The sequence below is a fragment of the Paenibacillus sp. S29 genome, from assembly GCF_049319765.1.
In the GTDB taxonomy this organism is placed as follows: domain Bacteria; phylum Bacillota; class Bacilli; order Paenibacillales; family Paenibacillaceae; genus Paenibacillus; species Paenibacillus polymyxa_B.
Genome location: NZ_JBMOUI010000008.1, coordinates 22,929 through 48,092, shown reverse-complemented (window position 1 = coordinate 48,092; position 25,164 = coordinate 22,929). Strand labels below are relative to the sequence as shown.

Here is a 25,164-nt window from a genome sequence, read left to right as displayed (position 1 = left end):
TCTCACTCCGTTCTTCTAAAATGCCCTCTTTCTGTTATAACGCTAAAACCGTTATCTGGCAAATCGGGGGGGTGTCTAAGTATGTATGGCAATAAAAATAACCCGTGAATTCTACGGGTCATTTCTATAACTTTTTAAGTGCTTTAAGCTTATTATGAGACATAGAGCAAGTGAAGTCAGATTCTTCGAATCGTACCTCCAAATGCGTTAGACTCGATCTCACAAAACCAAGTCGTGATAGCTGAAAAGCTGCCTTGCAAGTCTGTGCGGTTAGCCCGATCGTATAAAAGCAATGCCCCAAATTGAAAACGCGGTACTTCATCAGTTCTTTTCTTTTTTCTTAAGCTCAGCCGGTATCGGTTTAGCACCAAATACTGTTTTTTCATTTTTGGTAGATTCATTAGCGTATTTTCCCAGTCTTATATTTAAAGCTCTCGCCAATTTCTTATCCATTTTCGTTCACCTCCTTTCCATAAAGGAAGAATGCTGAATGCTTGAATAGCTAAAGCTAAACATATTATGTGGGACTGTATAAAAAAATTCACTGCGCATACCAAAACACATACCGTTTTATAATATTTGTGGTTATTGGTCTTATGAATATAAATAAAATGATTGGGTGCATAAACTAAAAACACTAATATTGAACAAGCATTAATAATCAAAATTGTTGATAAATTTAAAGAGACGAAGGGTATAGTTACACATATTGCCGTTGTAAAACAGACACAAAATGTAAGATTACTGAAGTGTGCCCCTCCTGAAAATCTTCTTATAAACATGATAGTAACCAGAGCGAATAACGATCCCAAAAAATGCCCGGTCATCCAAGCGATAACCGCAACCATTAGTATCGACGACACTTCGGTAATTTTTATACCAAGCGCATACTCCATCACTTCTACACTTGTTGGGCCATCAGGATCAGCTTTTTTTATTTCCGTTGCGATGTACCTTGATAGCGCTTCTAGCACCCTCGTAATCTCCTCTCTCTGAAAAGAAATACGACAAACCGAAAGTAAGCAATGAAATGGATAGTAATCCTATGGTATTTGAGCTATAGAGCATATACAAAGTAATAAAAATGGTGGCAGCTGATATTAGAGCACCTAGAATCAACAGCTTATTTAGAGACGATAAGTAATTTTCAGCTCTTAAAAAATCATGTGGAGGCTGAATTATAAACGAGAATCCAAAGTTATATTTTCCCATCACAAAAGAAATAAAGTACGCAATAATAATAGAAGATAACTGAATAACGTAAATAGAAGAGCCAGAAGTATCATTAATAACACCTGGTTCTGCTACTCCGAAAAAATTTGCAAACAGAAATACAAAAAGTTGTAGGTTAATGTAGGCTGTTAGACCAGAACCAGCAGAAAAAGCTGCTAGATGGGTTTTGACCCCTAAACCGAATCTAAAAAAGATAACCATTAACAAATACTGAAGCGGCAAATCTAATTTAGGCAAGCCTATAACTTCCCTCATTAGAAAGGAAAACAAAGCTATGCCAATTGCATAGAATAATATTTTTGTGCGATATTCCCTCACGGGAAGCATATAAAGCTTTAAGACCAAAATAACAGCGGCCAAAGCATCGAATACACCAAGTAATATATATAAAAAAGCAGATAACACAGATACACCATCCTCTTATTTCGCCTGTTGTAATTGTATATTTTACTAATAGATGTGGCAATGAAATAATCTAGTAAACTGGTAATATTTGTATTTATGTAAGGTAAATATTTATTTTTGTCGTCAAAAAATATGAAAAGAACGATTTTAAAATCGTCCTCTTGTTGCAGTTTTAGCCTGTAACCTTCTGAATTATCTATCTGGCATCATCCTTTTGTCGAGCTGCTCAATTACAAGCGGCCAAGCCTGCTCATGTTGGTTCCTTGAATTCTCATCTGGAAAACCTGCATGCGTTAAGTAAAGATGCGTGCCATTACCGCGAGGTTTAAGCTCAACGGTGACCACTGTTTCAGCTCCCTTGGTGCCGCCTTCGCCAGTAACCCAAGTCAGCTCGATAAGTCTGTTTTGCTCAAGTCTTAGAAATCTTCCGTAATGTGGATGACGCTTCCCCTCAAAATGCGTTTCGAAAAAGAAGGTCGTGTTCACTTCAGCCTCCATTAATACTGATCCTGGGGCTGCAAACCAACTGTCAAACTGCTTCGTCCAAGCCTGATACAGGACATTCGGAGAACACTCCATTTTTCGTTCCACCATTAGATTAAATGGTCTTTGTGAAAGATCTGGCCAAGAAATAGATAGTACCATTTAATTTTCAATCCCTTCAATCAAACAGAGTTTTGATTATCTCTACATTATTATATCCATAAAGATGTAGGTTGCGGCTGCTTTCCCTTATCTGTCCACTTCTACTTGATGGCTGTGCCGCTAGATGATCACCAACGTCATCTCTAAAAATAAAAAAAGGAACTGTGCATCAGTACCACAGTTCCGCGTCTTTGTTTTCAAATAAATTGACGATACCCATCATCGTCGACTTCGTCGGCTAATTTTACCTGAACCGCTACGTGTTTTGGGCTTACTATAAGATCTACGCGGCGAATCAAATATGCTGGAACCGCCGCTGTCGCTACGGTCACGTGAAATCGAGCCTCTGCTCGGTGAACTGCTGGGCCCTCTGTCGAACAGACTTCCGCTTGATCCAACACTGGAATCCGAGTTCTTTCCTCTACGGGTAACCGAACCTTTCCGCTCCACCGTAATCGGCGGAATCGCCTTTTTCTCCTGCACCGTAGGGGCACGATATTGGCCCTGAGAAGGTCGGTATACATCCCTGCTGGAGTAGCCCCGATAGGAGCCTGAACCACGCAACGAATCAAACAGAGCATCCAGCACAGTTGCGGTTAAGTATCCTTTTAGAAAACTTGAACTGTAATTTTGTTCGACATACTTTTTACTGTCAATTTCAATGAGTGTATCTTCCTTCTTAGCTGGATCTTGCTGCAAATGGTACCACTCATCGCTATATACCAGAAACATCCGCTCATTGCTCTGCGGTGACATTTGTTCCGGTGTACGCTGTTCTTTCAATTCCTCCGCTACTTCCGGAACTGTCTTGCCAGCTGCCCGGTATACATACGAGGTCGAGTTTCCGCTGCCACTAACCGATTCCAGCGGATACGTATCTTTTACACTTGGCGCGCCGCAGCCGCTTAACACGGATACGAACAAGCTCAGCGCCACCATGATCTTTAATGCATACTGCCAGGTGCGTTTGCTCATGTGTAACCCTCTCCTAGCTTGCCCGAATAACCTTGACGTCTCCGGTAATCACTTCTTCTCCTTCATAAAGCATAAAGCGACCGTCCTGCCACTCTACCCGCAACAGATGATAATCATCAGACTGGTACTGCCAAACATGCTGCTCTCCACCCTGTCGGAAAGGAGCACGGCCCATGACGGTAACATGCCCAGAATACTGCTCCTCCAAATGATACGTTGTATCATCCAGCTCTAAAATGGTCGGCACTTCCTCGGGGTTGTCAAGTCTGCCGTCGATGGCCTGATATAGTCCGAATTGCAGTGTTTCCCGTTCCTCAATATGAAGATAACTGACTTGATTACCATCCTGAAGCGTCAAAACAACGGCATTCCGGGCACGATTATGTACACGACCTACCACTTCATAGGTAACAAGCGACACTTCACAGATATCACCTGGATTTAAGTGAAGCATGCTTTTCTCTGTTTTTGGCGGCTCCGGCTTAGCAAATAGATTTGAAATTCGTTTCCACACACCCATGGTTATATTCCTGCCTTTCTTATCCTAGAAGCATGCTGTAATGATCAAGGCGCCAACCAGATGCAGCGCTCCTGAAAACAGACCGAAACCAATTTTACCTTCCTGTGTACCTTTATCCAGATCAAACTGAGCCCAGTACCGCAACAGCAGACGTACAATAACTTCCAAAACAAGCAGGATGACAAAGGCGATCACAGAATACACAAGCGCTTCGAGCAAATTATTAGCTGTAGCGATAGACCCTGACAAAATATAGCCTTGTGCAACCAGCTTCATAATCATTCGTACCGTTACGGCCATATTTCCAGCTTTCACTTCGGCAAAATCCTTATACTTCGTAAATAAAGAGTCGACATACATTAATACGAAGATCAAAATAGCCCCCGCACCAGTCCATACAAGCATTGCTTTCATCGTTTCTAAAAAATGCATTTCATACCATCCTCCACATCTTCTTGACCTTCATATAATGTTTTACGCTTCCAGGCAGGGAAAAGCGAAGGAGAAAACGTTTCTCCTTCGCTTCCTGAGCAATCACACTTGGTGGCATTGCTAAAATGTTCTTATTTATTTTCGTATTGCTTTAACAAAGCGGCAAGCTCATCGTCCACGGCGCTTTTCTTATCCAGCTCTTTGAACTCCTCATCCAACGATTTTTCCTTAGAGGACATTTCGTTGCTCGCTTCGGCACGTGCTTCTGCTTGCAGCATTTTTTCTTCCATACGCTTCAATCCGGCAGTTGCCGTATCAGAGCTAAAACCGTTCATAGCTTTGTTAATTTCGGTTTGCGCTTTAGCTGCATTATAACGGGCAACCAGTGTTTCGCGCTTGTTTTTCATTTCTGTCAGCTGTCTACGCATTTCATCCAGCTTGCCACGTAGATTATCGGCTGCAGCTTTGTTCTGTTCGTAACCAGCTTTGAACTCGTTCATTTTTTGTTCAGCAGATTTCTTTTCTTCCAGCGCACGACGGGCCAGATCTACATTTTGTGCTTTTGCAGCGGTATGTGCCTGTTCTTCACGTTTCTTTACCAAAGCAGCCTGTTCTTCGTATTGCTGTTTGAACCTCTTTTCAATAGCAATTTGAGCGGCTACCGCTTTCTCTGCATCTTCCAGGTCCTCTTGCATATCACGAATGTATTGATCCGTCATTTTAATTGGATCTTCTGCCTTGTCGATAATGGCGTTAATGTTGGACATCGTAAGATCTCTTAATCGTTTGAAAATAGACATGTGAAGTTCCTCCTAGAGTTGAATGCTTAAATTTTAAGCTCTGTACACATGTTTACGCAAGCTTTGCAAAGAGGGTTTCAAAAATATCTAAAAACCGCGCAAGTAAGGCTCTGGGATGTCGGCCTGTACTTTTAGCTCCCGCGATGCATGTAGCGCCCAATAGGGATCACGCAGCATGGCACGCCCTATTGCTACCAGATCAGCTTCTTTCTGCTGAACAACCCGGCGGGCGTCCTCATAATCATCCAGTAAGCCAACAGCAATCACAGGTACATTCAGCTTTTCACGGATGGTATGAGCCAAATCCACCTGATAGCCGGCACGCGCAGACGGGCCTCCGCCAGAACCAATCGGACCCTCACCACCAGAAGAAATATGGAAAATATCCACACCTGCATCACGATATCGTTCCCCTACGCCTGTTATGTATTCCACATTATATCCATCCTCGACGTATTCTTTGGCAGATATCCGCATAAGCACAGGCATATCAGCAGGAAGAACCTCTTTAACAGCATGTATGACCTCAACACCGAACAGTGACAAATCCTGCCCATATTCATCTTCTCTGGTATTTGTTAAAGGCGAATGAAATTGATGAATCAGATAGCCGTGAGCGCCATGTATCTCAACCGTATCAAAACCGGCTTCAACCGCGCGGCGCGCGCCTTCTTTGTATGCCTGAACCAGTTCCCTGACTTCAGCTGTCTTTAAGGCGTGCGGATTTTTAAAGCGTTCGCTAAAAGGAATCGTGGACGGACCCACAGGTTGCTCAGCATCTTCAGCCTTGCGTCCAGCGTGGCCTAGTTGAATACCAATCTTGGCACCATACTTGTGGACTTCCTCTATAATCTTACGATATGCAGAAATATGTTCGTCACTCCAAATACCCAAATCACGATCCGTAATACGTCCATCTGGATGGACCGCTGTCATTTCCACAATAATAAGTCCAGTGCCTCCTACTGCCCGGCTCACATAATGGACATGATGCCAATCCGTTGGATTTCCGTCCTTGGCCTCCACGCTGTATTGGCACATCGGGGGCATGACAATCCGATTTTTTAAAGAAAGCCCCTTTAATTGATAAGGAGTAAACAAGTCGGTCACTTTTATCCATCCTTCCTTCAATTCCATGTCTGTATAATTATGAATTGCATCCCCATTATACACCAGCTGTCACAGTATACCGAATTCGTTGTAAGGCTAAAACTTGCGAAAATGCTCCTGTTTTCGGTCATGTTTAAGAGAATATGTACGTTTAGCTCCATCATCTTCATTGATAATCGTTTCATCGTGGGCTTCTTTCCAGTCGTTTATGAGCCGAACTTGGTTACCAGCATATTTTTAATAAGACAGGTACATAATAGTCGAGAGCACCACTAGGTACCACTGCACGGAAAGGGGGGGATACATATGCCGTACAGGGGAGTGTTGCCATGCTTGGCACTGTTACTAGCATTCTCAAGTTTACCCGTTCACGCGGATGCGCCTCCCAACACCGGAACGCCCCATCCCAAGGAAGCAGCTGTTGCTTCTTCTGTACATCAGAGCACAGATCGAGCAACTCCTACATTAGCAATGCTGCGTAAAAAACATGCGGACATTTTTAAAATGTGCGGCCCACACACCCGCCAAATTGCCCTAACCTTTGATGATGTGCCCGATTCTAGGTATACGCCGCAGGTTTTGGACGTATTACACGCTAATGGCATCAAAGCCACCTTTTTCATCGTCGGTCACCGTGCGGAAAAGCATCCGGGGATCATACGCCGTATTATCCGTGAAGGCCATGCTATAGGAAACCATTCCTATACTCATCCGGATTTTAGGAAGGCCACACCAGAACGCTTTCGCAACCAGATTACAAAAACAGAACGTATTTTACAAGCCAGCGCAGGTTTTCGCCCCAAGTTGATTCGTCCACCCTACGGTGAAATCACGGAGCCTCAAATCCAATGGGCACGTCGTCATGGCTATATGATTGTTAATTGGAATGTAGACTCTCTCGATTGGAAGGGATTAAGTAAAACACAAATTCAACGCAATGTGATCCCAGCTACCGGGCCTGGCTCTATTATTTTAATGCACGCAGGTGGAGGTCAAAGTTCCAACTTGCAAGGCACTGTCCAAGCTCTGCCGGGTCTAATTCACTCTCTAAAAGCTAAGGGCTACAAATTTGTGACAGTCCCCCGGCTACTCCACACATCGGAACGGAAATAACCATATGTTATGATTGAGCAACAGCTAAAGCAACGTAAAAAAGCTGTCTTACCAGCAGAAGTTTTCTGCTCGTCAAGACAGCTTTTTTTTATGGATAAGACCTGATAAGAGTCCGACCTAGTTATATGCGGTAGGATACAGGTATTAAGTTTACATAATATATATTATGTTTAATTAAACCGTATATACGTACAATGCTATTTATCAATAACGTACAGCTTCACATTTTGAAATCCAAAGTCGTTCACAAATGATTTGTTGCCAGGAATAAAGATATCAATCCGCTTTCCTGTAATGGCGCTACCCTGATCGCGAGCGACAGCTACAAAAGAATGATCCGGCAAACCTGGGTGGGAATAGCCTGTAACCAGCACTTTCGTGCCCATCGGAATGACGTTCGGGTCTACCGCAATTGTACCTAGTTTAAGCGGATTGCCGTAGTAGTCCACTGCTCCCCATTTACCATTCTCGTCGGCTGCGGCAGAATACGCTGAAGCCTTAACGTCAACTATTTTGCTATAGTTGAATGTTTTGCCCCACGCTTCAATCGTTGGCCCCTCATTCGCTGGTGCTTTCTCCGTAAGAAGCTGCGGCTTCGAATCCGAAGCTGCCTTCACACTTTTTTCGCCAGGTATCTTAATTTGCAGACCTGCATATATATTGTTGGAAGCAATGTTTGGGTTCGCCTTCGTTAGCTCGTCTACCGATACTCCATAACGTTGAGCAAGCAAAAAGAAGGTATCGCCCTCTTTGGCAGTGTGAAGCGAAGCAGCATCCGCTACTCCAGCTGTCTGTGCCAACCCTGCAATAGCTGCGGCAAGCACCGCAAATTTCATCGTTTTACCAATATGTTTTAGATGTTTCAAAGATATGTACCTCCTCTGTTATGCCTGCGAAGTTAGCTGTCGGATTCGGACTCAGGAGAAGCCCTATGCTTGTGCAATTCACCCCTAGGCATATTCCACATCGTCTTTATGACGTATCGGAATGACTGCCGTTGTTACGTCCTCCGCACTTCCCATAGTTTGGGCCCAGCTTCAGCGGTTGTCATAACCACATGCTGTCCCGGTAAGTTTTGGCTTACTGCATAATATCACAATTTTGTAACCTTATCCGCATGAAAATGTTGGGAACCTTGAACATCATACTACACTCATTACAATTTTGTCATCAAGAAATCGATATTTGTTACGAAAGTATGGGGAAATGGTGACAAAAAGAAAAAAAGCCCTCCGTCAAACGGAGGGCTCAGGCTGTCGAGAAACCCCCTGTTTTTTTGCAGGGGGTTTAAAACTGTCTTAGTGGTCTAAAAACTAGGGTCCTCAGATCGTTTTAAATCGATTTTTGTTTTAAAAGATGCGTCTCCCCATATAAAAATAGAAGTGTCGAAAAGTCCTCTGGACTTTCTCGACACTCTGAGCCCTCCGTCAAACGGAGGGCTTTTTTTATAGATTATATCAGCACTTCCTTACAATACTTTGGCAAGAAAATCACGGGTGCGATCATGGCTTGGAGTGCCAAATACCTGCTCTGGTGTACCTTGCTCTACAATTTGACCGTTATCCATAAAGATAATTCGATCGCCCACCTCGCGGGCAAAACCCATTTCATGCGTCACGATTACCATTGTCATGCCGCCTTCGGCGAGCTTCTTCATTACATCCAGAACCTCTCCAACCATTTCAGGGTCCAATGCAGAAGTTGGCTCATCGAACAGCATTACGTGCGGCTGCATGGCCAAAGCACGCGCAATCGCAATACGTTGCTTCTGACCGCCGGATAGCTGGTTCGGATAGGTATTCTTCTTATCCTCAAGCCCTACGGTACGCAAGAGTTCTAGCGAAATTTTTTCCGCTTCCTTCCCTGACTGTCTTCTAACCTGTGTTGGGGCAAGTGTCAGGTTCTGCAACACTGTTTTATGCGGGAACAGATTAAAATGCTGGAACACCATCCCCATCTTCTCCCGGGTTACATTAATATTATGGCCACGAGCTGTAATTGGCTCGCCCTCAAACAAAATCTCTCCGTCTGTAGGCTGTTCCAACAGATTCATACAACGCAAAAACGTACTCTTCCCCGAACCACTGGGGCCGATGATGACGACGACTTCACCTTTGGCGATATCTATATCAATGCCTTTTAAAATTTCATTCTTACCGAACGATTTACGCAGTTGTTTAACGGTGATCACTGGCTCTCAACTTCCTTTCCCATAAACCCAGCAGCTTAGACAAGCTGAATGTCATTACAAAATAAATAGCGGCTGCGATTACGAACGGACTTAATCCTTCGTAGGTGATGTTCTTAATGACCTGGGCCTGATACATAATATCCACCATCCCAATGGTCGAAATAATGGATGATTCTTTAATGATCGTAATAAACTCATTACCGATAGCAGGCAAAATAGATTTAAACGCTTGCGGCAAAATGACATGACGCATAGCTTTACCGCGTCCCATACCCAACGAACGGGCAGCCTCCATCTGTCCACGGTCTACTGCCTGGATACCTGCCCGGAAAATTTCAGCCAGATATGCTGAACTATTCAGAGACAATGTGATTATACCAGACTGGAGTGGGGTAAAATTGACACCCAGCGTCAAAGCAACTCCGTAGTGAATGATCATAAGTTGTACCAGCATAGGTGTGCCACGCAGGATCTCCACATAAGTGGTACCTAACCACTCAATGATGCGTATACCACTCATCCGCAGCAAGGATACGATCAGACCAATGATAAATCCAAACAGTACTCCGAGTGCAGACAGCAACAGAGTGTAGCCGATACCCGTAGCGTAAAAACTGCGGTATTTCCAAAAAATATCTACGATGTTATTAGAAGAAACCTGTCGATCTGCAGAGAGCGCGCTCGCTTCTGTGGAAAACTTCTCAATCGACCCGTCCGCTTTCAGGCGAGCCAACGTTTTATTTACAGAGGCAAGCAATTCTGCGTTCCCCTTGCGTATACCTACAGCTGTTTCTGCTCCGGCATCCTCAGGCACGGCCTTGGCAAGTGTTACGGTACCATCTAACGTGTATCCTTTAGCAACCGTATCTTCGATCACAACAGCGTTGATACGCTGGGTCCGCAGCTGGAGTACCAGATCAGATATTTTGTCCAGTGAGGTTACAGTGGCATTGGGTACTTTTTGAGCAATTTCTTCCTGAATACTCCCTTTTTGTGCCCCAATCTTCTCGCCTTTCAAAGTATCCATCGTAGGATATTTGTCTTTATCCTCTGGGCGTACCATAATGACTTGCTTGGAGCGATAATATACATCTGAAAAATCAATGCTCTTTCTCCGCTCATCCGTCGGTGTCATACCGGACAGTACCAAGTCTACGCGGCCACTTTGCAGAGCAGGCAGCAAGGAGTCAAAACTCATGTCCTCAGGGACCATCTCCGCATCCAAATCTTTGGCGATTTCCTTGGCGATATCCACATCGAACCCAACAATGGTATCCTTACCGTTAATGACTTTATGAAACTCATACGGCGGAAAGTCGGCACTCATGCCCACTACAAGTTTTTTCTGTGGCTTTGCTTCCGTTCCGTATGCAGTGAGCATGGGAAGACCAGTCAACAGCAAGATAACCGCCGACAAAACCAGGGCGGTAAAACGATATGCCTTTTTCAATCTTTTTTTCTCTCCTTAAATTCTTTATAATAAATAAGATTGTGTCATTATAAATGAATATGCATGATTATGCAATGAATGTTATAGTACAATTTCAGCATACCTAACGCAGTACCTACATTACAGTTTATATAAAGGAGTTTTCAGCATGGATTTTAAGCAGACCATTCAAAAGACAATTGAGCAGCATGCCCCACGGTTTAAGGACATTTCGTTATATATTGGCGCAAATCCTGAACTTGGAAACGAGGAATTTCTGGCCGCTGCCCGTTTAAAAGAAGAACTGGTTTTTCACGGTTTTGAGGTCCAGGCACCCGTATTGGGCATAGAAACAGCCTTTATTGCAACTTACAAATCTGCAAAACCCGGACCGGTTGTCGCTTTTCTGGCAGAATATGACGCTCTGAAAGGTCTAGGACACGCCTGTGGGCACCATTTGATATGTATGATGAGTACCGGTGCTGCCGTCGGCCTCAAGTCGATCATCGACGAAACCGGTGGAGAAGTACGGGTATATGGCACACCTGCCGAAGAAACACGCGGTGCAAAGGTCCCGATGGCCGCTGCCGGGTTGTTTGATGATTGCGACATAGCACTTATGACGCATCCTTATGACCGTTACGAAAAATCAGGTAAATCCCTGGCGATTGATGCTGTACAATTCGAATTTTTTGGTCAATCCGCCCACGCGGCTGCCAGTCCGCACGAGGGCATTAACGCGCTGGACGCTGTGATTCAAACGTTCAATGGTATCAACGCATTCCGTCAACAAGTAAAAAGTACAGTGCGTATCCATGGGATCATTAATCAGGGTGGGCAAGCAGCCAATATTATTCCTGATTACGCCTCAGCCCAATTTTATGTGAGGGCCGCTACACGCCAAGAACTGAACCCGCTGACTCGCCGTGTTATTCAAATTGCTGAAGGAGCTGCTTTACAGGCCGGGTGTCGTTTAGAGACCTCCAATTATGAGACATCTTATGATGAAATGGTCACAAACCGCGTACTTTCCGATGCCTTTACCGCAAATTTGGTGCAGGCTGGCATTTCGCAAGAAGATATAACGGAAGGTGAAGATCACGGCTCCATGGATATCGGAAATGTATCGCTTCATTGCCCTGCTATCCATCCGTACATTCAAGTTATTGACGAGAAGCATGCCTTGCATACACCAGAATTCCGCGATTTGGCGATGCAGGACCGGGCCATGGAAGGAATGCTGCTGGCTGCGAGAACCTTGGCATGGACTGCTTGCGATGTAATCACTAATCCTGAACTGCTAGCCCAAATAAAAAAAGAATTCTCTCTGCTGAATAACGAAAGCTAAATCTTAATTCCGTGTTCTTTCAGAAAGGAGCAGCCAGCCATCATGGATAGTATGAGCAGCTTTTGGACGTTGTTTATTGTGGTAGACCTCATCATTGTTTGGTTTATATTCCGTGCAATACGCAGGAACCGGGGAAACAGAAAAACACGGCGCCGGAATGCTTTTTTCCTCAGTTCCCCTTCTCCTTCGTCCCTTACACAGGAGCGTCATCCAGAGATTACAGAGCTGATGCAGCTACTGGAGCAATCCATTCCCGCCTCCTATGCTCATTGCGTAAGGAGTCGTGTAATGGAAGCCCACCCAGAGCTGACGGACCAAGAATATGATTGGCGCTGGCATGAGCTAAAACGATATTTTATGCTATGCGCGATTATGAATAGAGTGCCTATGTTCAGTAGCGATGTGGATGAATTATGGCACGAAATGTTGATGTTTACCCGCGAATATCAGCAATTCTCGGAAGCTTTTTTTGGTCGTATGCTTCACCATGCGCCCCATTCCGGCGGCTCTAAGCCGATGCCTGAGGAGCGGGCGTGGTTTGACTGGTTGTATGTGGAATGCTTTGGCTGGAACCGCTATAGCGCCAGTTTGTGGGGTACTTTTTTTAATCATCCATTACCAAACGACGAGCTTTCGCGCTATTATAAACTCGCAACTTCGGCGCAGCCAGCAGGTGACCGCTGGAATACACAGGAGAATACAGCCATTTCACAGCAGGCCCAACAAGCGGTTCATAAGATTGTACAACGTCTGCGCGAGCGGGTGAATAAAGCGGTGGATGATCCTGAGGGGAAGCAATTGCCTAAGGTCAACTATTTACAGGTCGACTATTTATTATTAGCTGTTGTGTGGTATTCATGGTATCAACCTGAACAATTTGCCATACACATGCACCCGGATGCTACAGGTAATGCCGTATTAGCTAGCTCATCCGGCTGTAGCTCGGCAAGCGGTTGCTCGAACTGGGATACACATCACTCGCACCATCATTCCTCCCATGACAGTTCTCATCATGGAGGCTCTTCTCACCATGATTCAGGCGATTCTGGTAATCATTCTTCGTGTAGCAGCGGCTCTTCATGTGGAAGCAGCTGTGGTGGCGGGGGCGACTGATCATAGCAAAAAGGGAATTCCTCAGCCAAACACTGGCTAAAGGGATTCCCTTTTTCATTAACATGACTATAGTGTTCCTACTCTGTTCAGTCCGTCTTTGTTAGCAAATGGTAAATATCCATATACGCTTTAGCTGAAACATCCCAACTATATTCTCCTGCAAAAGCCGTCTGTGTAAGTTTCGACCAATGCTCAGATTGGCGATAAAAATGAACAGCACGACGAATAGTGTTCAGCATATCATGTGCATTGTAGTTTGTGAAACTAAATCCGTTTCCTTCCCCTGTGGACTCATTGTAAGCCTGCACAGTATCGTTAAGACCCCCTGTTTCTCGCACAATAGGGATACTTCCATAACGAAGCGCCAGCAGTTGGCTGATCCCGCAAGGCTCAAACCTTGATGGCATAAGATACATATCACTTGCCGCATATATTTTTCGTGACAGAGGTTCGCTAAAAGCGAGCTGCGCCGACATTTTCAGTGGATAGCGTCCCGCTGCCTCACGAAACCAATGCTCAAAAGCCGGATCCCCTGTTCCCAGCACGACAAACTGGATATCATCATAATACAGGATTTCATCAAGCACTCTCGTTACCAGATCTAGCCCCTTCATATCTACAAGCCGGGTTACCATGGCAATCATAGGTACGTCTGGCCGCACCGGCAGACCCAACTCCTTTTGCAGGCCAATTTTGTTTTCCTTTTTCTTTGTCAGACTCGTGCGGTACTTCGTATAAATACGATTGTCCGTGGCAGGATTGTAGCTTTTGGTGTCAATTCCGTTCACAATCCCTGTTAAGCGACCCTCATCTCCCAATTTACGAAGCAGACCCTCCAGCCCGTATCCGTAAAATTCTGTTTGAATCTCCTCTGCATAGGTTGGACTCACGGTCGTGATATGATCCGAGTACGTAAGCCCACCTTTCATAAAATTCAGTCTGCCATGATACTCCACACCCTCAGGGGTGAAATAGCTTCCATCTAGGTTGAGCAGCTCAGTTAAGACCTCATACGGAAAATCCCCTTGATACAGCAGATTATGTATCGTAAACACCGTGCGAATATCGCTGTAGAAGGGCAAATGTCGATAATCGGCATTCAGAAGCAGCGGAACCATTGCCGTATGCCAATCATGACAATGCAAAATATCCGGCCGAAAGTTCAGTTCAGGCAGCATTTCTAAAATCGCCCGGTTAAAAAAGGAAAAACGTTCGCCGTCATCCATATAACCGTAAATACCGTCACGACCGAAGTAATACTCATTGTCAATAAAATAAACCTTGATTCCGTCTAATGTCAGTTCCTCTATTCCGCAATATTGATTACGCCAGCCTACGGCTACTTGCTTCACCGCTACCGGACGCAGAGACTTTTTATAAGTATCGGGAATCCCCGCATATTTAGGTAAAATGATTCGGACGTCGCACCCCGCCTGACGAAGTGCCTTCGGCAGTGCGCCAATGACATCAGCCAACCCGCCTGTTTTAATAAATGGATGTGCTTCTGCTGCCGCAAACAAAATGTTCATATGTGCTTCCTCCTTATGTGTTTAATCTGCTTTTTTAGGCCTCCGAGGCGCTTTCTTGAGTACAACGATGCTTAAGGGTGGTATGGTCACCTCCAAGCTGTGAAGCTGTCCGTGACAAGGAATGGAGGCGGTCCGTATCACTCCGGTATTTAGCTGGCCATTTCCCCCAAAGTCCTTATGATCACTGTTCAGCAGTTCGATATAACTCCCGGCCTTTTCCAGCCCAATTCGATAGTTCTCTCTGGGCACGGGCTGAAAGTTAATTAGCACGACCAGTGTATCTCCCGGCTTTTTACCTTTACGTAAATACGTAATTACGCTCTGCCCACGGTCCTCCGCTTCAATCCACTGATATCCATCCCACGAATGATCCAGTTCCCATAACGCCTTTTCCTGAATATACAAATGATTCAGCGCTTTCGTATAAGCGTGCAGCGAACGGTGACTGTCATAATCCAGCAGAAACCAGTCAAGTTGCTCTTCATCCTTCCATTCGATGAATTGGCCGAATTCCCCTCCCATAAATAAGAGCTTTTTGCCCGGTGAGGTAATTTGGTAACCGAGAAGCGCTCGAAGCCCGGCAAATTTTTGCTCATAGCTACCTGGCATTTTATCAAGCAGCGACTTCTTACCATGAACAACCTCATCGTGCGACAACGGCAGTGTAAAATTCTCGCTGTACGCATAAGCTATGGGGAATGTCAGCAAATTATGGCGCTCTGGCCTTTGATCGAAATCCGTTTCGATATAATCAAGCGTATCGTTCATCCAGCCCATATTCCATTTGTAATTAAAACCGAGTCCTCCATCGCTTACCGGGGAAGTCACCATCGGCCAGGCACTGGACTCCTCTGCCATCATCAGAGCATACGGATAATAGCGGAATACTATTTCATTCAGTTGTTGAAGGAAGGCAATAGCCTCCTCATTTTCAATGCCTCCTTTAGAGTTAAAACGATATTGACCGTCCTGCTTTTCAAAATCCAGCCGTAGCATACTTGTCACAGCATCTACGCGCAGGCCGTCAATATGGTACACATCCATCCAGAATAGCGCATTAGATATCAGGAAAGAACGCACCTCCGGCTTGCTGTAATCAAACGTCAGCGTTCCCCAGCCGGGCTTTTCCGCAATCAGCGGATCCGCGTATTCGAACAGGGGCGATCCGTCAAACAGCCTTAATCCATGAGCATCTTTTGCAAAATGGGCTGGAACCCAATCCATCAGCACTCCGATTCCGGCCTGATGGCAACGATCCACCAAATACATAAAATCATGTGGTTCTCCATAACGGCTTGTGAGTGCAAAATATCCGGTAAGCTGGTAGCCCCAGGAAAGATCATACGGATGCTCACTCAGCGGCATCAGCTCAATATGTGTATACCCCATATCGGTCACATAAGGCACAAGAAGCTCAGCTATTTCCCTGTATGTATAAAACGTACCATCTTCTTTTTGCTTCCAAGTGCCCAGATGAAGCTCGTATATGTGCAGAGGCTTTCCATAAGGTGCTCTACGTTTTCGGCGCCAAATCGCATCGTTCCAAGCATAACCATCTATAGAAGCTACCACAGAAGCCGTTGCTGGCCTCACTTCAGCACGTACCGCGTAAGGGTCTGCTTTCAGAAATCGTTCACCGTTTGCACCCGTAATGTCGTATTTGTAAAAAGTTCCTTGGGATATCCCCGGAAAAAAACGACTCCAAAAACCGGATTTGGGAACCCTATATAAGGAATCCTGTTCCCCATTCCAGTTGTTGCGATCTGTAGCAAGCCCGACATGGAGAGCATGAGGAGCCCAGACCGTAAAGCGGACGCCCTGTTCTCCGTTCTCCACAGTAAGGTGGGAACCCAAAGATCGGTAGCTGTGATAAAGCGTTCCTTCATGAAACAAATAAATATCTTCCGATGATATTGCCTGTTGCGGAAGAGTTTGGTCTGTCATCACGTCACCACCCTTATATGTTTTGTAAGTAAAAATGTATGAATCGGTAATGCATTCGCTTTTGGGTCAAAGCTGACCTGAGTTATTACCCCATTCTAGCCACATTGAACAGAAAAATGACTAGGAAAAAAATAAACCTTAGTTTTGGGGGAATCTTATATACCTTATGGTTTCAAGAGTACCCCATACCGTTTATGTATGTACTACACTGACAACTAAACCGGGAGGGAAACGAAATGTTTAATAAAGAATGCATTGCCATGCTGCTGGCAGGCGGAGAGGGACGCCGTCTTGCTCCCCTTACTTCAACGATTGCAAAACCCGCCGTACCTTTTGGCGGTCATTACCGGATCATCGATTTTCCTCTCAGTAACTGCGTAAATTCAGACATTGATACTGTAGGTGTCTTGACGCAATATGAGGCAGAATCCTTGCACGAACATATCGGAGATGGAACACCGTGGGGTCTTACGAAAACAGATGATAAGGGAATTACCTTACTTCCATCTTATAACACAGGTAACGCTGAATACTTAGGAACGGCAGATGCTATTCATAAGAATATCGAATATATTGACAGCCAAAATCCGGAGCATGTGCTTATTTTATCCGGTGATCATATCTACTATATGAATTATCGTGAAATGCTGAACTACCATAAGGAAAAAGGAGCTGCAGCTACCATTTCTGTCATGGAGGTACCTTGGGATGAAGCACACCGTTTTGGTGTTATGAGTGCCGATGAAGATCTGCGTGTCACAGAATTTGCAGAGAAGCCGGAAAAACCGGAAAGTAATTTGGCCTCCATGGGGATTTACCTTTTCAAATGGGATTACTTGAGAAATTACTTGTTAGAAGACGCACAGGATGCTCAATCCAGTCATGATTTTGGTAAAGATATCATCCCTAAAATGTTAGCGGACCAAGAATCCTTGTACGTTTATGAATTCCAGGGCTATTGGAAGGACGTAGGTACCGTTAAAAGCCTATGGGATTCACACATGGATTTGTTAGAGGATGATTGTGCGATCGACCTTCAACGCAAGGACTGGCCGATGTATACACGTGAACGCCGCACAAGGTTGAGCGCACAAAAGGTACCTAACCGTCAAACACAACCATTCGGCAGCTTGTTGCATGATTCCTGCCAAGTAGAGGGCCGAATAGAACGCTCCGTTGTATTTAGTGGTGTCGAGGTAGGTAAAGGTTCAGCCATCAAAGAAAGTATCGTTATGCCTGACACACGCATTGGACGTAACGTCCATATTGAACATGCGATTATCGGTGAAGGTGCTGTGATTCGCGATGGTGCTGTCATTAAAGGTAACCCGGGCGAAATTATGGTCATCGGACCCAATGAAACGGTATTTGGTAAAACGGCAGTACGACCGCAAACTACACGTATGCTGAAAGAAGCTTACGAGCGCAATACACGCTTGCGTGCCGAAGGTTTTACTTCATAACGTTACCCCCAAATTAAAAACAGCCAGCCCTCCCGATTTGAGAGGACTGGCTGTTTTTCTAGTTAAATCTATACAATGGGCCTTTTAAATCAGCCTTCAGTAAGTTGTGATGGTTCCACGGATTGCTCTGCTTGCAGAGCAGGTAATGAAACCGTAATGGTAGTTCCAGCCCCCAGCTCACTTCTGATGAGCATCTGACCATGATGGCGCTCGATAAACTGTTGCGAGATTGCCAATCCCAGTCCAGTACCACCGTTTTGGTGGTCTACCTGGAAAAAGCGGTCTCTTACTCTGGCAAGATTTTCAGCACTAATTCCAATCCCTGTATCTTGTACGGAAATCTCGATATTGCTATCAATCCGTTGAAGAGACAGAAAAATAATCGAACTTTCATGCGAAAACTTGATAGCATTATCCACAATGTTCAAAAACACCTGTTTTAGACGGTTACCGTCTCCATGGACGAGATATGCCGTTTCCTCCGAATCCAGCTGAAGTTTTATCTGCTTCATTTCTGCCTTGGCCCATACGTTCAGCATAATTTCCTGTAAAAGCTCCCGTAGATCCACCGTTCCCATCACAAGCTTCATGGCATTTTGCTCCAACTTGGAAAAATCGAGAATTTCCTCCACCAAGCCAATCAGCCGATCGGTCTCCTTAGAAATAATCTTCATCCCGATTTTCGTCTCTTCCGGGTCAAAGCCGCCAGAATTTAACGTTTCACTCCAACCCTTTATGGAAGTAAGCGGAGTACGCAATTCATGAGATATGGATGAAATAAAATCATCCTTGATTTGATTTGTTCTGACAATTTCCTGTGCCATATAGTTCAGAGTCGAAGCCAGTTCACCCAACTCATAGCGATAATCGCCTTCAATGCGTGCATCAAACCTCCCCTGAGCCATCTGAGCAGATACATCGCGGATATTATTAATCGGTCTAACAATGGAATTCGCGAGCCCTGTACTGACTACAAATACAATAACCAGTACAGCTGCCATGATGCCAAGAGAAAACAGCGTAATCGTAAACAGCTTATCATTTACCAATTCCAGCGAAGTCGTATACCGAATAACATACACCTGGTCTCCGACGATATTGTCCAGTTTTTGAGATACCGCCATCACCTGCTGCCCCGTACTCGGTTGCTTTCCGATCCATTTGCCTGTATCTCCAGCTAATGCTTGTGTGACATCACTTGTTTGCACACTTAGATCTGCTGCAAAATTCGTCGAGTTATCAATTACATTTCCCTGTTCATCGAGCAATTGCAGTTCAGTGAAGGGCAGAGAAAATGTATTTAACAAATACGATTGCAAAGACTGTTCCGGCTCTTTGAATTTGGGTGCAAATTCACTTACCGATTCGATACGGCTTTCGATATGTTTGTAAATGGAGTCGTAATAGTACGACCGGAGTGCAAACATAAAAATGACTTCTACTAACAGAAGCGCCAAGAACACTACGAAAAAATAGTGAAGCACAATCTGTCGGCGAATCCCCTTTTTGATCATTGAGACTGACCTTTCCATTTATATCCATGTCCCCAGACTGTCTGTAAAAAAGCTGGCTCGGAAGGATTGTTTTCAATTTTCTGCCGCAGACGTCGGATGTTCACATCCACAATTTTCGGATCACCCATATATTCCTTGCCCCATACGTGGTCAAGTAGAACATCTCGGCTGAGCGGCGTGTTTTCTTTTTCGAGAAAAAATTGAATCAAGGAAAACTCAGTCGGTGTCAACTCGATCAGCTGCCCGCTCTTCTTAAATTGCTTAGCAATCAAATCTAGCGTGAACGGTCCGGATTGGAAGGATACTTTGGCTGCTGTTTCACGATGTACATTCACCCGACGCAATAACGATTGAATACGTGCAATCAGCTCCGTCGGGCTAAAAGGCTTGCTCACATGATCATCGGCCCCTACAGACAAGGCATACACCTTATCCTGCTCCTGTACCTTCGCTGTGAGAAAAATAATGCCGATACGCTCATTCGTTTCCCGGATTCTCCGACAGACCTCAAAACCATCCATACCGGGTACCATTACGTCGAGCAGTGCAATATCAATATCCCGCACCGTGTTCAAAATATTCAGAGCCTCATGCCCTTCCGACGCCTCCAACACCTCAAAACCGTTACGCTTCAAGTTAATGACGATAAAACTGCGAATGGATTCCTCGTCTTCCATGATTAAAACTTTACTCACTCTACTCTACCTGCCTTTCCCCCATCTTGTTTTTAATGGTTTTACGCGGTTCCAACTCACTGGATCGCTTAATGCCAATGACCTGCGCATTCGTTCTCCACAGTTGGCTATAACCTTCGTTGTTTCGTTCCCATTGTGACAACGAGAAAAATTTAATTTCCGCTATCGTTTTGTCTGTATCATCCAAAATGAAGCGCAAATAGCTGTCCTTCTTCGAAACTTTCGGATCAATAGTCACCTTGCCATGCAGCTCTTTCGGTAATCTGAAGTAGACCTGTTCATTAGAATCACGATACTGCTGCTGCTTAAAAATCGTTCCTTTCGCCCCGTCCCACTGATAGAACGACACAAAATATGGAACCTCATCCAGCGGCTTGTTACTCCAACCTTTAGGCTTCTCCAAATTACCAAATTCCAGAATGCCGTCACCATCCACATCACCACTGGCGATGGTCGCATCCTTGAAGGTGACATCCATAAGATTAAGCTTCCTGAGCTTGCCGTGATCCATCACAATGACATTGGAAACGGTAGTGGTCTGGGCAATTTTGGTGTCTATAATAATCCCCTGCCTACCCTCGGCTACCTTGCCAGCAACGACATTATAGACACCTAAGACCTGACTGTCCAAATCCAACGATCCGATTTCCTTAAAGGTTCCCCCACTGAATTGAAACGTTTTAACAGTAAAGAATTCATTACGTCGCAGCGTGATAATCGTCAAATCATTCAAATTATCCCCGTTCAAGTCCATCTTGTTATGGTTAAAATCATCTACGACGAAGTCCGTATAACCTGTAGCATATATTTTCTCCAGAGTTCCTCCGGTATAGGAATACACGATGAGTCCCTTCTGATCCCCGCCATCGCCACTATCTCCGCTGGAAAAACCCGCTACAATATCGAGTGTTCCATCATTCGTTAAATCCACGAGCTTAAATGACTCCAGCACAGTGCCTTCCCCATCAAACGTCAGCTTCTTTACCCACGTTCCGCCCTGATCTTCAAACAAGGCACCATGTATTTTTACGCTCTCATCTGGTGTTTCATAAAAGAGCACTGCTTCGTCTGTGCCATCATTGTTCAGATCACCCGTCCGAATTGGCGTCGGGTCATCTGGGTCATTCGGCCTTAAAGGCTGTACCGCCCCTAGCTGCGTATTCACTGCACCATTCAACTGCTGTTTCTCGTCAGACATCGTCGGTGTCTCCATCAGCGAAATGGGATCGCTAATAACATTACAGCCGCTTAAAAATCCAGCAAGGAGCAGCAAGGAACAGCAGCCAGCCACCATTCTCAACAGCATTATATTCACTTCTCTTGCCGTCCCCTTCACAATTTGTTCTTTTCTGCTTGTGTCAATCGTCTTCCCTGAATATCAAACACCAATTCACCATCATTCAACCCCCATATACGGGAAGCAAAGCGTTCAGCCATTTCCAGCGGCAATACAGTCATGATCGTCACCCGCTCGTCAGAACACAGCTTGCGAAAGGTCTCCAATACATGCGCTGCCGAAGTTGGATCAAGTCCATTTACAGGCTCATCAGCTAAAATAACTTTAGCTCCGTGCACGAGAGCACGCGCAGTCGCTACCCGCTGCCGCTCGCCACCGCTGAGCTTGTCACATTTATCATGCGCCTTATCCAGCAGACCCAGATCCTCCAGTACGTCCATCGCTCCCATATAATCGTCGGAACGCACCATCCCCGTCACCATTCTCCACATTGGAGTTTGACCGGATCTGCCAATGAGCACATTTTTAAGAGCGGTTCGATTCATATTTAGATGCGGGTTTTGCTCCAGGTATGCCCATTCCCGCTTTATTTTCTTCTTGCCCGTCCACCCGGATTTCAGCACATCATTGCCACCTACAATTAAACTGCCTTCATCCCATGGCTCTTGTAAAGCAAGACAGCGAAGCAGCGTTGTTTTGCCGCTTCCACTTGGCCCCACTATGGCAATAAATTCGCCCTGATGAATTTCAGCATCAATTCCTCGAAGTAGCTGGGTCCGTTCAGGCCCCACTTGCTTGGTCAGCTTCCGAATTTTAATCATCTAAGTGATTCCCCTTTGCGCGCCATCAATACTGTTTATATTTTATAGTAAATGTGAAACAAATACCATGCAAACCGCAGTTTTAAACCGCCGTTACTCTTTTTCTGGAAAACAAACCTAACAATCCGAAAACAACGTAACTACCTCCAAGGACAAGAAACATGCTGCCTTGAGTTCCAAAGTCCAGCAACCCTCCGCTAATATTAGGTCCGATCACACTTCCCAGATTAAAATGAAAGGATGCCAGTACATTCGCGGCTGCTAAAAATGATTTGGGCAACAGATCAGCGGCGTAGGCCAAACCGAGGGAGAAAAAGGAGCCTACTAAACCACCTGCTAGGGTCAGCAATATCAAAGTGAACATAAATTGATTGCCGCTCCAAGGTAGCAACATAAAGGTCATTCCCCCTGCTATACCTACGCTCATTAGCACCTTTTTACGTCCCCAACGGTCACTCAATATCCCTAGCGGTAGCTGCAGCACTAACCCTCCCAAACTGACGAACGGCAGCAAGGCGGCGATTTCATCGGTATGAAAGCCAATACGCAGGCCATAGACTGGAAAGTTACTGTTCAGGCTCGCTTCCATATAGCCGTATAGAAATGCAGGTAAAAGAGCGTACCATGCCCAGCTGTAGCTGCGACGAAATCTTTGAGTGGGACGCGCCTCGGACTCCAGCTTCTCCGGTCTGGAGTCCGGCAGCTTTATTAACACCAACAGCAAAACAAGCAAACATAATAAGGCCAACGCAGCGAATGGAACCAGCATTCCATAATCGAGTAGCCATAATCCCAATGGTCCTAATGCAAAACCCAGACCGTATGACATACCATAAAAGGAAATGTTGCGGCCTCGCTTCTCTGCTGGAGTCACCAGCAATATCCATAGCTGCGCAGAGTAGTGCAATGCACTGTCACCAATACCTACTAGCAGACGCAGTATGAACCATACCCGAATATCAGGGATTAGTGGGAATAGCAGCAGCGTAACGAGCACTAGCACAAGCCCTCCGGCCATCAGCTTTTTGAACCCTAACCACCCCAATGTCCGTTCTGCCACCAACGTCATTGCGAATGAACCAATATACAGGGCAGCCGCATTCATTCCGTTTAGTGAAGATGAAACTCCCATTTGTTCCAACGAGATAGACAGAATAGGTAATAATAAACCTTGGCATAATCCGGCAACAATAATAACAGCAATTAAAATAAAATAATGAACCCGTAACGACGACGACATCCTAGCTCCTCCTGATCGAACAAATAAAATAATTAAAATCAATGTTAAGAAATGATTTGCATTTGATTCCATAATCAATAATAATTCTTATCACTATGTATTTCATGCCGTCCTGCAAAACCGGCAAATCACATATACAAATTCAGGTGTAATTAGTGTATTAAAGAATAGAAGAAAAAAATCGCCATCTGAGATGACGATTTTACGGAAAGAGCTTGTCTGGTATGTATCCGACTCCTTCGGTTAAGGAGCCTCGTATGTTCAATCCGAACCCATTCACGTCACAACGCACTATTTCATATTATAGTGGACAATCTCTGGCAGAACAAGCCATAATAAATAAGTGAGCAATTATTAAAATGCTCATGTTTTGCTTATGGACGGGCTTAATTACGTTCACCGCTCTGGGCTAGAAGACAGAATAGGAGGCATTGGTTCCATGAGTTATCAAATTAAAATAGACACTTCTCCAATTTATGAATTGCTCGGCAGCTTCATGGCCTATGTGACTAAAAAGTGGGTCCAAGATATGGACTTGGGCCATGAATGGATCGACAAGGTAGATGCACGACTACAACATGAAGTTCGTACTGAGCTTGCTACAGCTCAAGATTGCCCTTTTAGCGATTATGACGCACTCTATGCCTGGGCGTTACTTCGGCCGGAATCGGATGAAATATCTGATTATATCTCTTATTTGGACCACGGTCCGGATAAAGATATGTTTGAGCTGCTCGTTCCGCATATCCCTTTTTTAACCTTTGAAGAATCTTTACGCATTCGTAAGGTATACGCACCACTCCTCAGATTGTGGGATCGTGATTATTTTCGGGCCTTGGAAGGCGAACTACGTGTGTTGGCAGAAGAAGACGCTGCGGAAAAGCGCATGCTGCTGAGTAAGATGGAACCGGAAGCACTGGTTGAATATGCGACAGCTGGACTAGTCGTGCCACACGTGGAAGACCTGGATACAGTAGTCCTATTTCCGGTAGTCCATAATCGCCCGATTAATTCATACTGTTTTTATACCCGCACACTTCTGATCCAGTATCCGGTAGATATCCCCGAGGAGAGCGAGGAAGAACCGCCTACGCTTCTACTACGGCTCACTCGTGCGGTCAATGATCCGCAGCGGCTGCGAATTCTACGTTATGTAGCTCAAGGTCCTAAGTCTCTCGAAGACATGCGCCACGATTTGAGCCGTTTGGAAGATACACTCATGTCTGATATGATGATTTTACGAGTGGCTGGTCTGCTCCGTATTCACATCGGACGTTATCATAAGGAAAAATTCAGCATCCGTCCCGATGGCGCGGCTGATTTACAGGTATTTTTGGAATCCTATATTGGATTGTAATTTGAATTGTACTTTTAGTTATAACCGAAGCAGCGTTAAAGCTTTGGCTT

At 45.0% G+C, this 25,164-nt stretch carries 24 protein-coding genes and 1 riboswitch; of the genes, 5 read left to right on the top strand and 19 right to left on the bottom strand.

The features are described 5' to 3' along the window. Positions 1–321: 321 nt before the first annotated feature. The 9 genes from ACL9RM_RS15080 to ACL9RM_RS15040 form a co-directional block, all read right to left on the bottom strand. Positions 322–453 (bottom strand): hypothetical protein, encoded by a 132-nt coding sequence (locus ACL9RM_RS15080; protein ID WP_322160877.1) that lies wholly within the window; start codon positions 451–453, stop codon positions 322–324. Then, positions 426–974, bottom strand: coding sequence for an accessory gene regulator ArgB-like protein (locus tag ACL9RM_RS15075; RefSeq protein ID WP_250268484.1), 549 nt, complete (start codon positions 972–974; stop codon positions 426–428). The genes ACL9RM_RS15080 and ACL9RM_RS15075 overlap by 28 nt, the downstream gene beginning before the upstream one ends. Beyond that, the gene (locus ACL9RM_RS15070) at positions 925–1,638 is read right to left on the bottom strand and encodes a hypothetical protein (RefSeq protein WP_250268485.1); all 714 of its coding nucleotides are present in this window, start codon (positions 1,636–1,638) and stop codon (positions 925–927) included. Before ACL9RM_RS15070 ends, ACL9RM_RS15075 begins: the two co-directional genes overlap by 50 nt. Before the next feature lie 192 nt (positions 1,639–1,830). After that, on the bottom strand, positions 1,831–2,283 hold the full coding sequence (locus tag ACL9RM_RS15065; RefSeq protein ID WP_250268486.1) for an SRPBCC family protein: 453 nt from the start codon (positions 2,281–2,283) through the stop codon (positions 1,831–1,833). 219 nt (positions 2,284–2,502) lie between these two features. Beyond that, the gene (locus ACL9RM_RS15060) at positions 2,503–3,258 is read right to left on the bottom strand and encodes a DUF4247 domain-containing protein (RefSeq protein ID WP_250268487.1); all 756 of its coding nucleotides are present in this window, start codon (positions 3,256–3,258) and stop codon (positions 2,503–2,505) included. Between the two features lie 13 nt (positions 3,259–3,271). Then, complete coding sequence (locus tag ACL9RM_RS15055) at positions 3,272–3,778, bottom strand: DUF4178 domain-containing protein (protein ID WP_250268488.1); 507 nt, start codon at positions 3,776–3,778, stop codon at positions 3,272–3,274. A gap of 24 nt (positions 3,779–3,802) precedes the next feature. Continuing rightward, positions 3,803–4,210, bottom strand: coding sequence for a DUF350 domain-containing protein (locus tag ACL9RM_RS15050; protein WP_235309699.1), 408 nt, complete (start codon positions 4,208–4,210; stop codon positions 3,803–3,805). A 131-nt stretch (positions 4,211–4,341) separates the two neighbouring features. Then, positions 4,342–5,010 carry a PspA/IM30 family protein gene (locus ACL9RM_RS15045; protein ID WP_013310486.1) on the bottom strand — a complete coding sequence of 223 codons (669 nt, stop codon included), beginning with the start codon at positions 5,008–5,010 and terminating at the stop codon, positions 4,342–4,344. Between the two features lie 87 nt (positions 5,011–5,097). Then, the gene (locus ACL9RM_RS15040; protein WP_250268927.1) at positions 5,098–6,120 is read right to left on the bottom strand and encodes an NADH:flavin oxidoreductase/NADH oxidase; all 1,023 of its coding nucleotides are present in this window, start codon (positions 6,118–6,120) and stop codon (positions 5,098–5,100) included. A gap of 306 nt (positions 6,121–6,426) precedes the next feature. On the opposite strand from ACL9RM_RS15040, the gene ACL9RM_RS15035 reads away from it, so the two are divergent. Beyond that, positions 6,427–7,233 carry a polysaccharide deacetylase family protein gene (locus ACL9RM_RS15035; RefSeq protein WP_069289669.1) on the top strand — a complete coding sequence of 269 codons (807 nt, stop codon included), beginning with the start codon at positions 6,427–6,429 and terminating at the stop codon, positions 7,231–7,233. 197 nt (positions 7,234–7,430) lie between these two features. On the opposite strand, the gene ACL9RM_RS15030 is transcribed toward ACL9RM_RS15035, so the two are convergent. The 3 genes from ACL9RM_RS15030 to ACL9RM_RS15020 form a co-directional block, all read right to left on the bottom strand. Further along, on the bottom strand, positions 7,431–8,099 hold the full coding sequence (locus tag ACL9RM_RS15030) for a 3D domain-containing protein (protein WP_250268489.1): 669 nt from the start codon (positions 8,097–8,099) through the stop codon (positions 7,431–7,433). 6 nt (positions 8,100–8,105) lie between these two features. Beyond that, positions 8,106–8,275: riboswitch (cyclic di-AMP (ydaO/yuaA leader) on the bottom strand. Between the two features lie 426 nt (positions 8,276–8,701). Next, positions 8,702–9,424, bottom strand: a complete 723-nt coding sequence (locus tag ACL9RM_RS15025) for an amino acid ABC transporter ATP-binding protein (protein ID WP_061828246.1) — start codon at positions 9,422–9,424, stop codon at positions 8,702–8,704. Then, positions 9,411–10,874 carry an ABC transporter substrate-binding protein/permease gene (locus ACL9RM_RS15020; protein ID WP_165176986.1) on the bottom strand — a complete coding sequence of 488 codons (1,464 nt, stop codon included), beginning with the start codon at positions 10,872–10,874 and terminating at the stop codon, positions 9,411–9,413. Before ACL9RM_RS15020 ends, ACL9RM_RS15025 begins: the two co-directional genes overlap by 14 nt. 148 nt (positions 10,875–11,022) lie before the next feature. Here ACL9RM_RS15020 and ACL9RM_RS15015 point away from each other — a divergent pair, with 148 nt between their 5' ends. Continuing rightward, entirely contained in the window at positions 11,023–12,201 is a 1,179-nt protein-coding gene (locus ACL9RM_RS15015) for a M20 family metallopeptidase (RefSeq protein WP_061828244.1), read from the top strand. Positions 12,202–12,243: 42 nt separating this feature from the next. Then, on the top strand, positions 12,244–13,314 hold the full coding sequence (locus tag ACL9RM_RS15010; RefSeq protein ID WP_414126392.1) for a hypothetical protein: 1,071 nt from the start codon (positions 12,244–12,246) through the stop codon (positions 13,312–13,314). A gap of 86 nt (positions 13,315–13,400) precedes the next feature. Here the strand turns inward: ACL9RM_RS15010 and glgA are convergent, their stop codons facing one another. Next, entirely contained in the window at positions 13,401–14,843 is a 1,443-nt protein-coding gene (glgA, locus tag ACL9RM_RS15005; RefSeq protein WP_250268491.1) for a glycogen synthase GlgA, read from the bottom strand. Positions 14,844–14,864: 21 nt separating this feature from the next. Further along, on the bottom strand, positions 14,865–16,787 hold the full coding sequence (gene glgB, locus ACL9RM_RS15000; protein WP_250268492.1) for a 1,4-alpha-glucan branching protein GlgB: 1,923 nt from the start codon (positions 16,785–16,787) through the stop codon (positions 14,865–14,867). Positions 16,788–17,023: 236 nt separating this feature from the next. On the opposite strand from glgB, the gene ACL9RM_RS14995 reads away from it, so the two are divergent. After that, on the top strand, positions 17,024–18,250 hold the full coding sequence (locus ACL9RM_RS14995; protein WP_250268493.1) for a glucose-1-phosphate adenylyltransferase: 1,227 nt from the start codon (positions 17,024–17,026) through the stop codon (positions 18,248–18,250). Between the two features lie 89 nt (positions 18,251–18,339). Here ACL9RM_RS14995 and ACL9RM_RS14990 read toward each other — a convergent pair whose 3' ends face one another. From ACL9RM_RS14990 to ACL9RM_RS14970, 5 genes are all read right to left on the bottom strand, one after another. Further along, positions 18,340–19,764 (bottom strand): sensor histidine kinase, encoded by a 1,425-nt coding sequence (locus ACL9RM_RS14990; protein WP_250268494.1) that lies wholly within the window; start codon positions 19,762–19,764, stop codon positions 18,340–18,342. Further along, positions 19,761–20,459 carry a response regulator transcription factor gene (locus ACL9RM_RS14985; RefSeq protein ID WP_023988960.1) on the bottom strand — a complete coding sequence of 233 codons (699 nt, stop codon included), beginning with the start codon at positions 20,457–20,459 and terminating at the stop codon, positions 19,761–19,763. The genes ACL9RM_RS14990 and ACL9RM_RS14985 overlap by 4 nt, the downstream gene beginning before the upstream one ends. Position 20,460: 1 nt before the next feature. Further along, positions 20,461–21,795 (bottom strand): hypothetical protein, encoded by a 1,335-nt coding sequence (locus ACL9RM_RS14980; RefSeq protein ID WP_322160862.1) that lies wholly within the window; start codon positions 21,793–21,795, stop codon positions 20,461–20,463. Beyond that, entirely contained in the window at positions 21,792–22,517 is a 726-nt protein-coding gene (locus tag ACL9RM_RS14975) for a phosphonate ABC transporter ATP-binding protein (protein ID WP_250268495.1), read from the bottom strand. Before ACL9RM_RS14975 ends, ACL9RM_RS14980 begins: the two co-directional genes overlap by 4 nt. Before the next feature lie 82 nt (positions 22,518–22,599). Further along, entirely contained in the window at positions 22,600–23,757 is a 1,158-nt protein-coding gene (locus ACL9RM_RS14970; protein ID WP_250268496.1) for an MFS transporter, read from the bottom strand. A gap of 439 nt (positions 23,758–24,196) precedes the next feature. Between ACL9RM_RS14970 and ACL9RM_RS14965 the strand changes: the two genes are divergently transcribed. Further along, positions 24,197–25,114: a hypothetical protein gene (locus tag ACL9RM_RS14965; RefSeq protein WP_061828235.1), complete on the top strand. Its 918-nt coding sequence runs from the start codon at positions 24,197–24,199 to the stop codon at positions 25,112–25,114. Positions 25,115–25,164 lie beyond the last annotated feature (50 nt).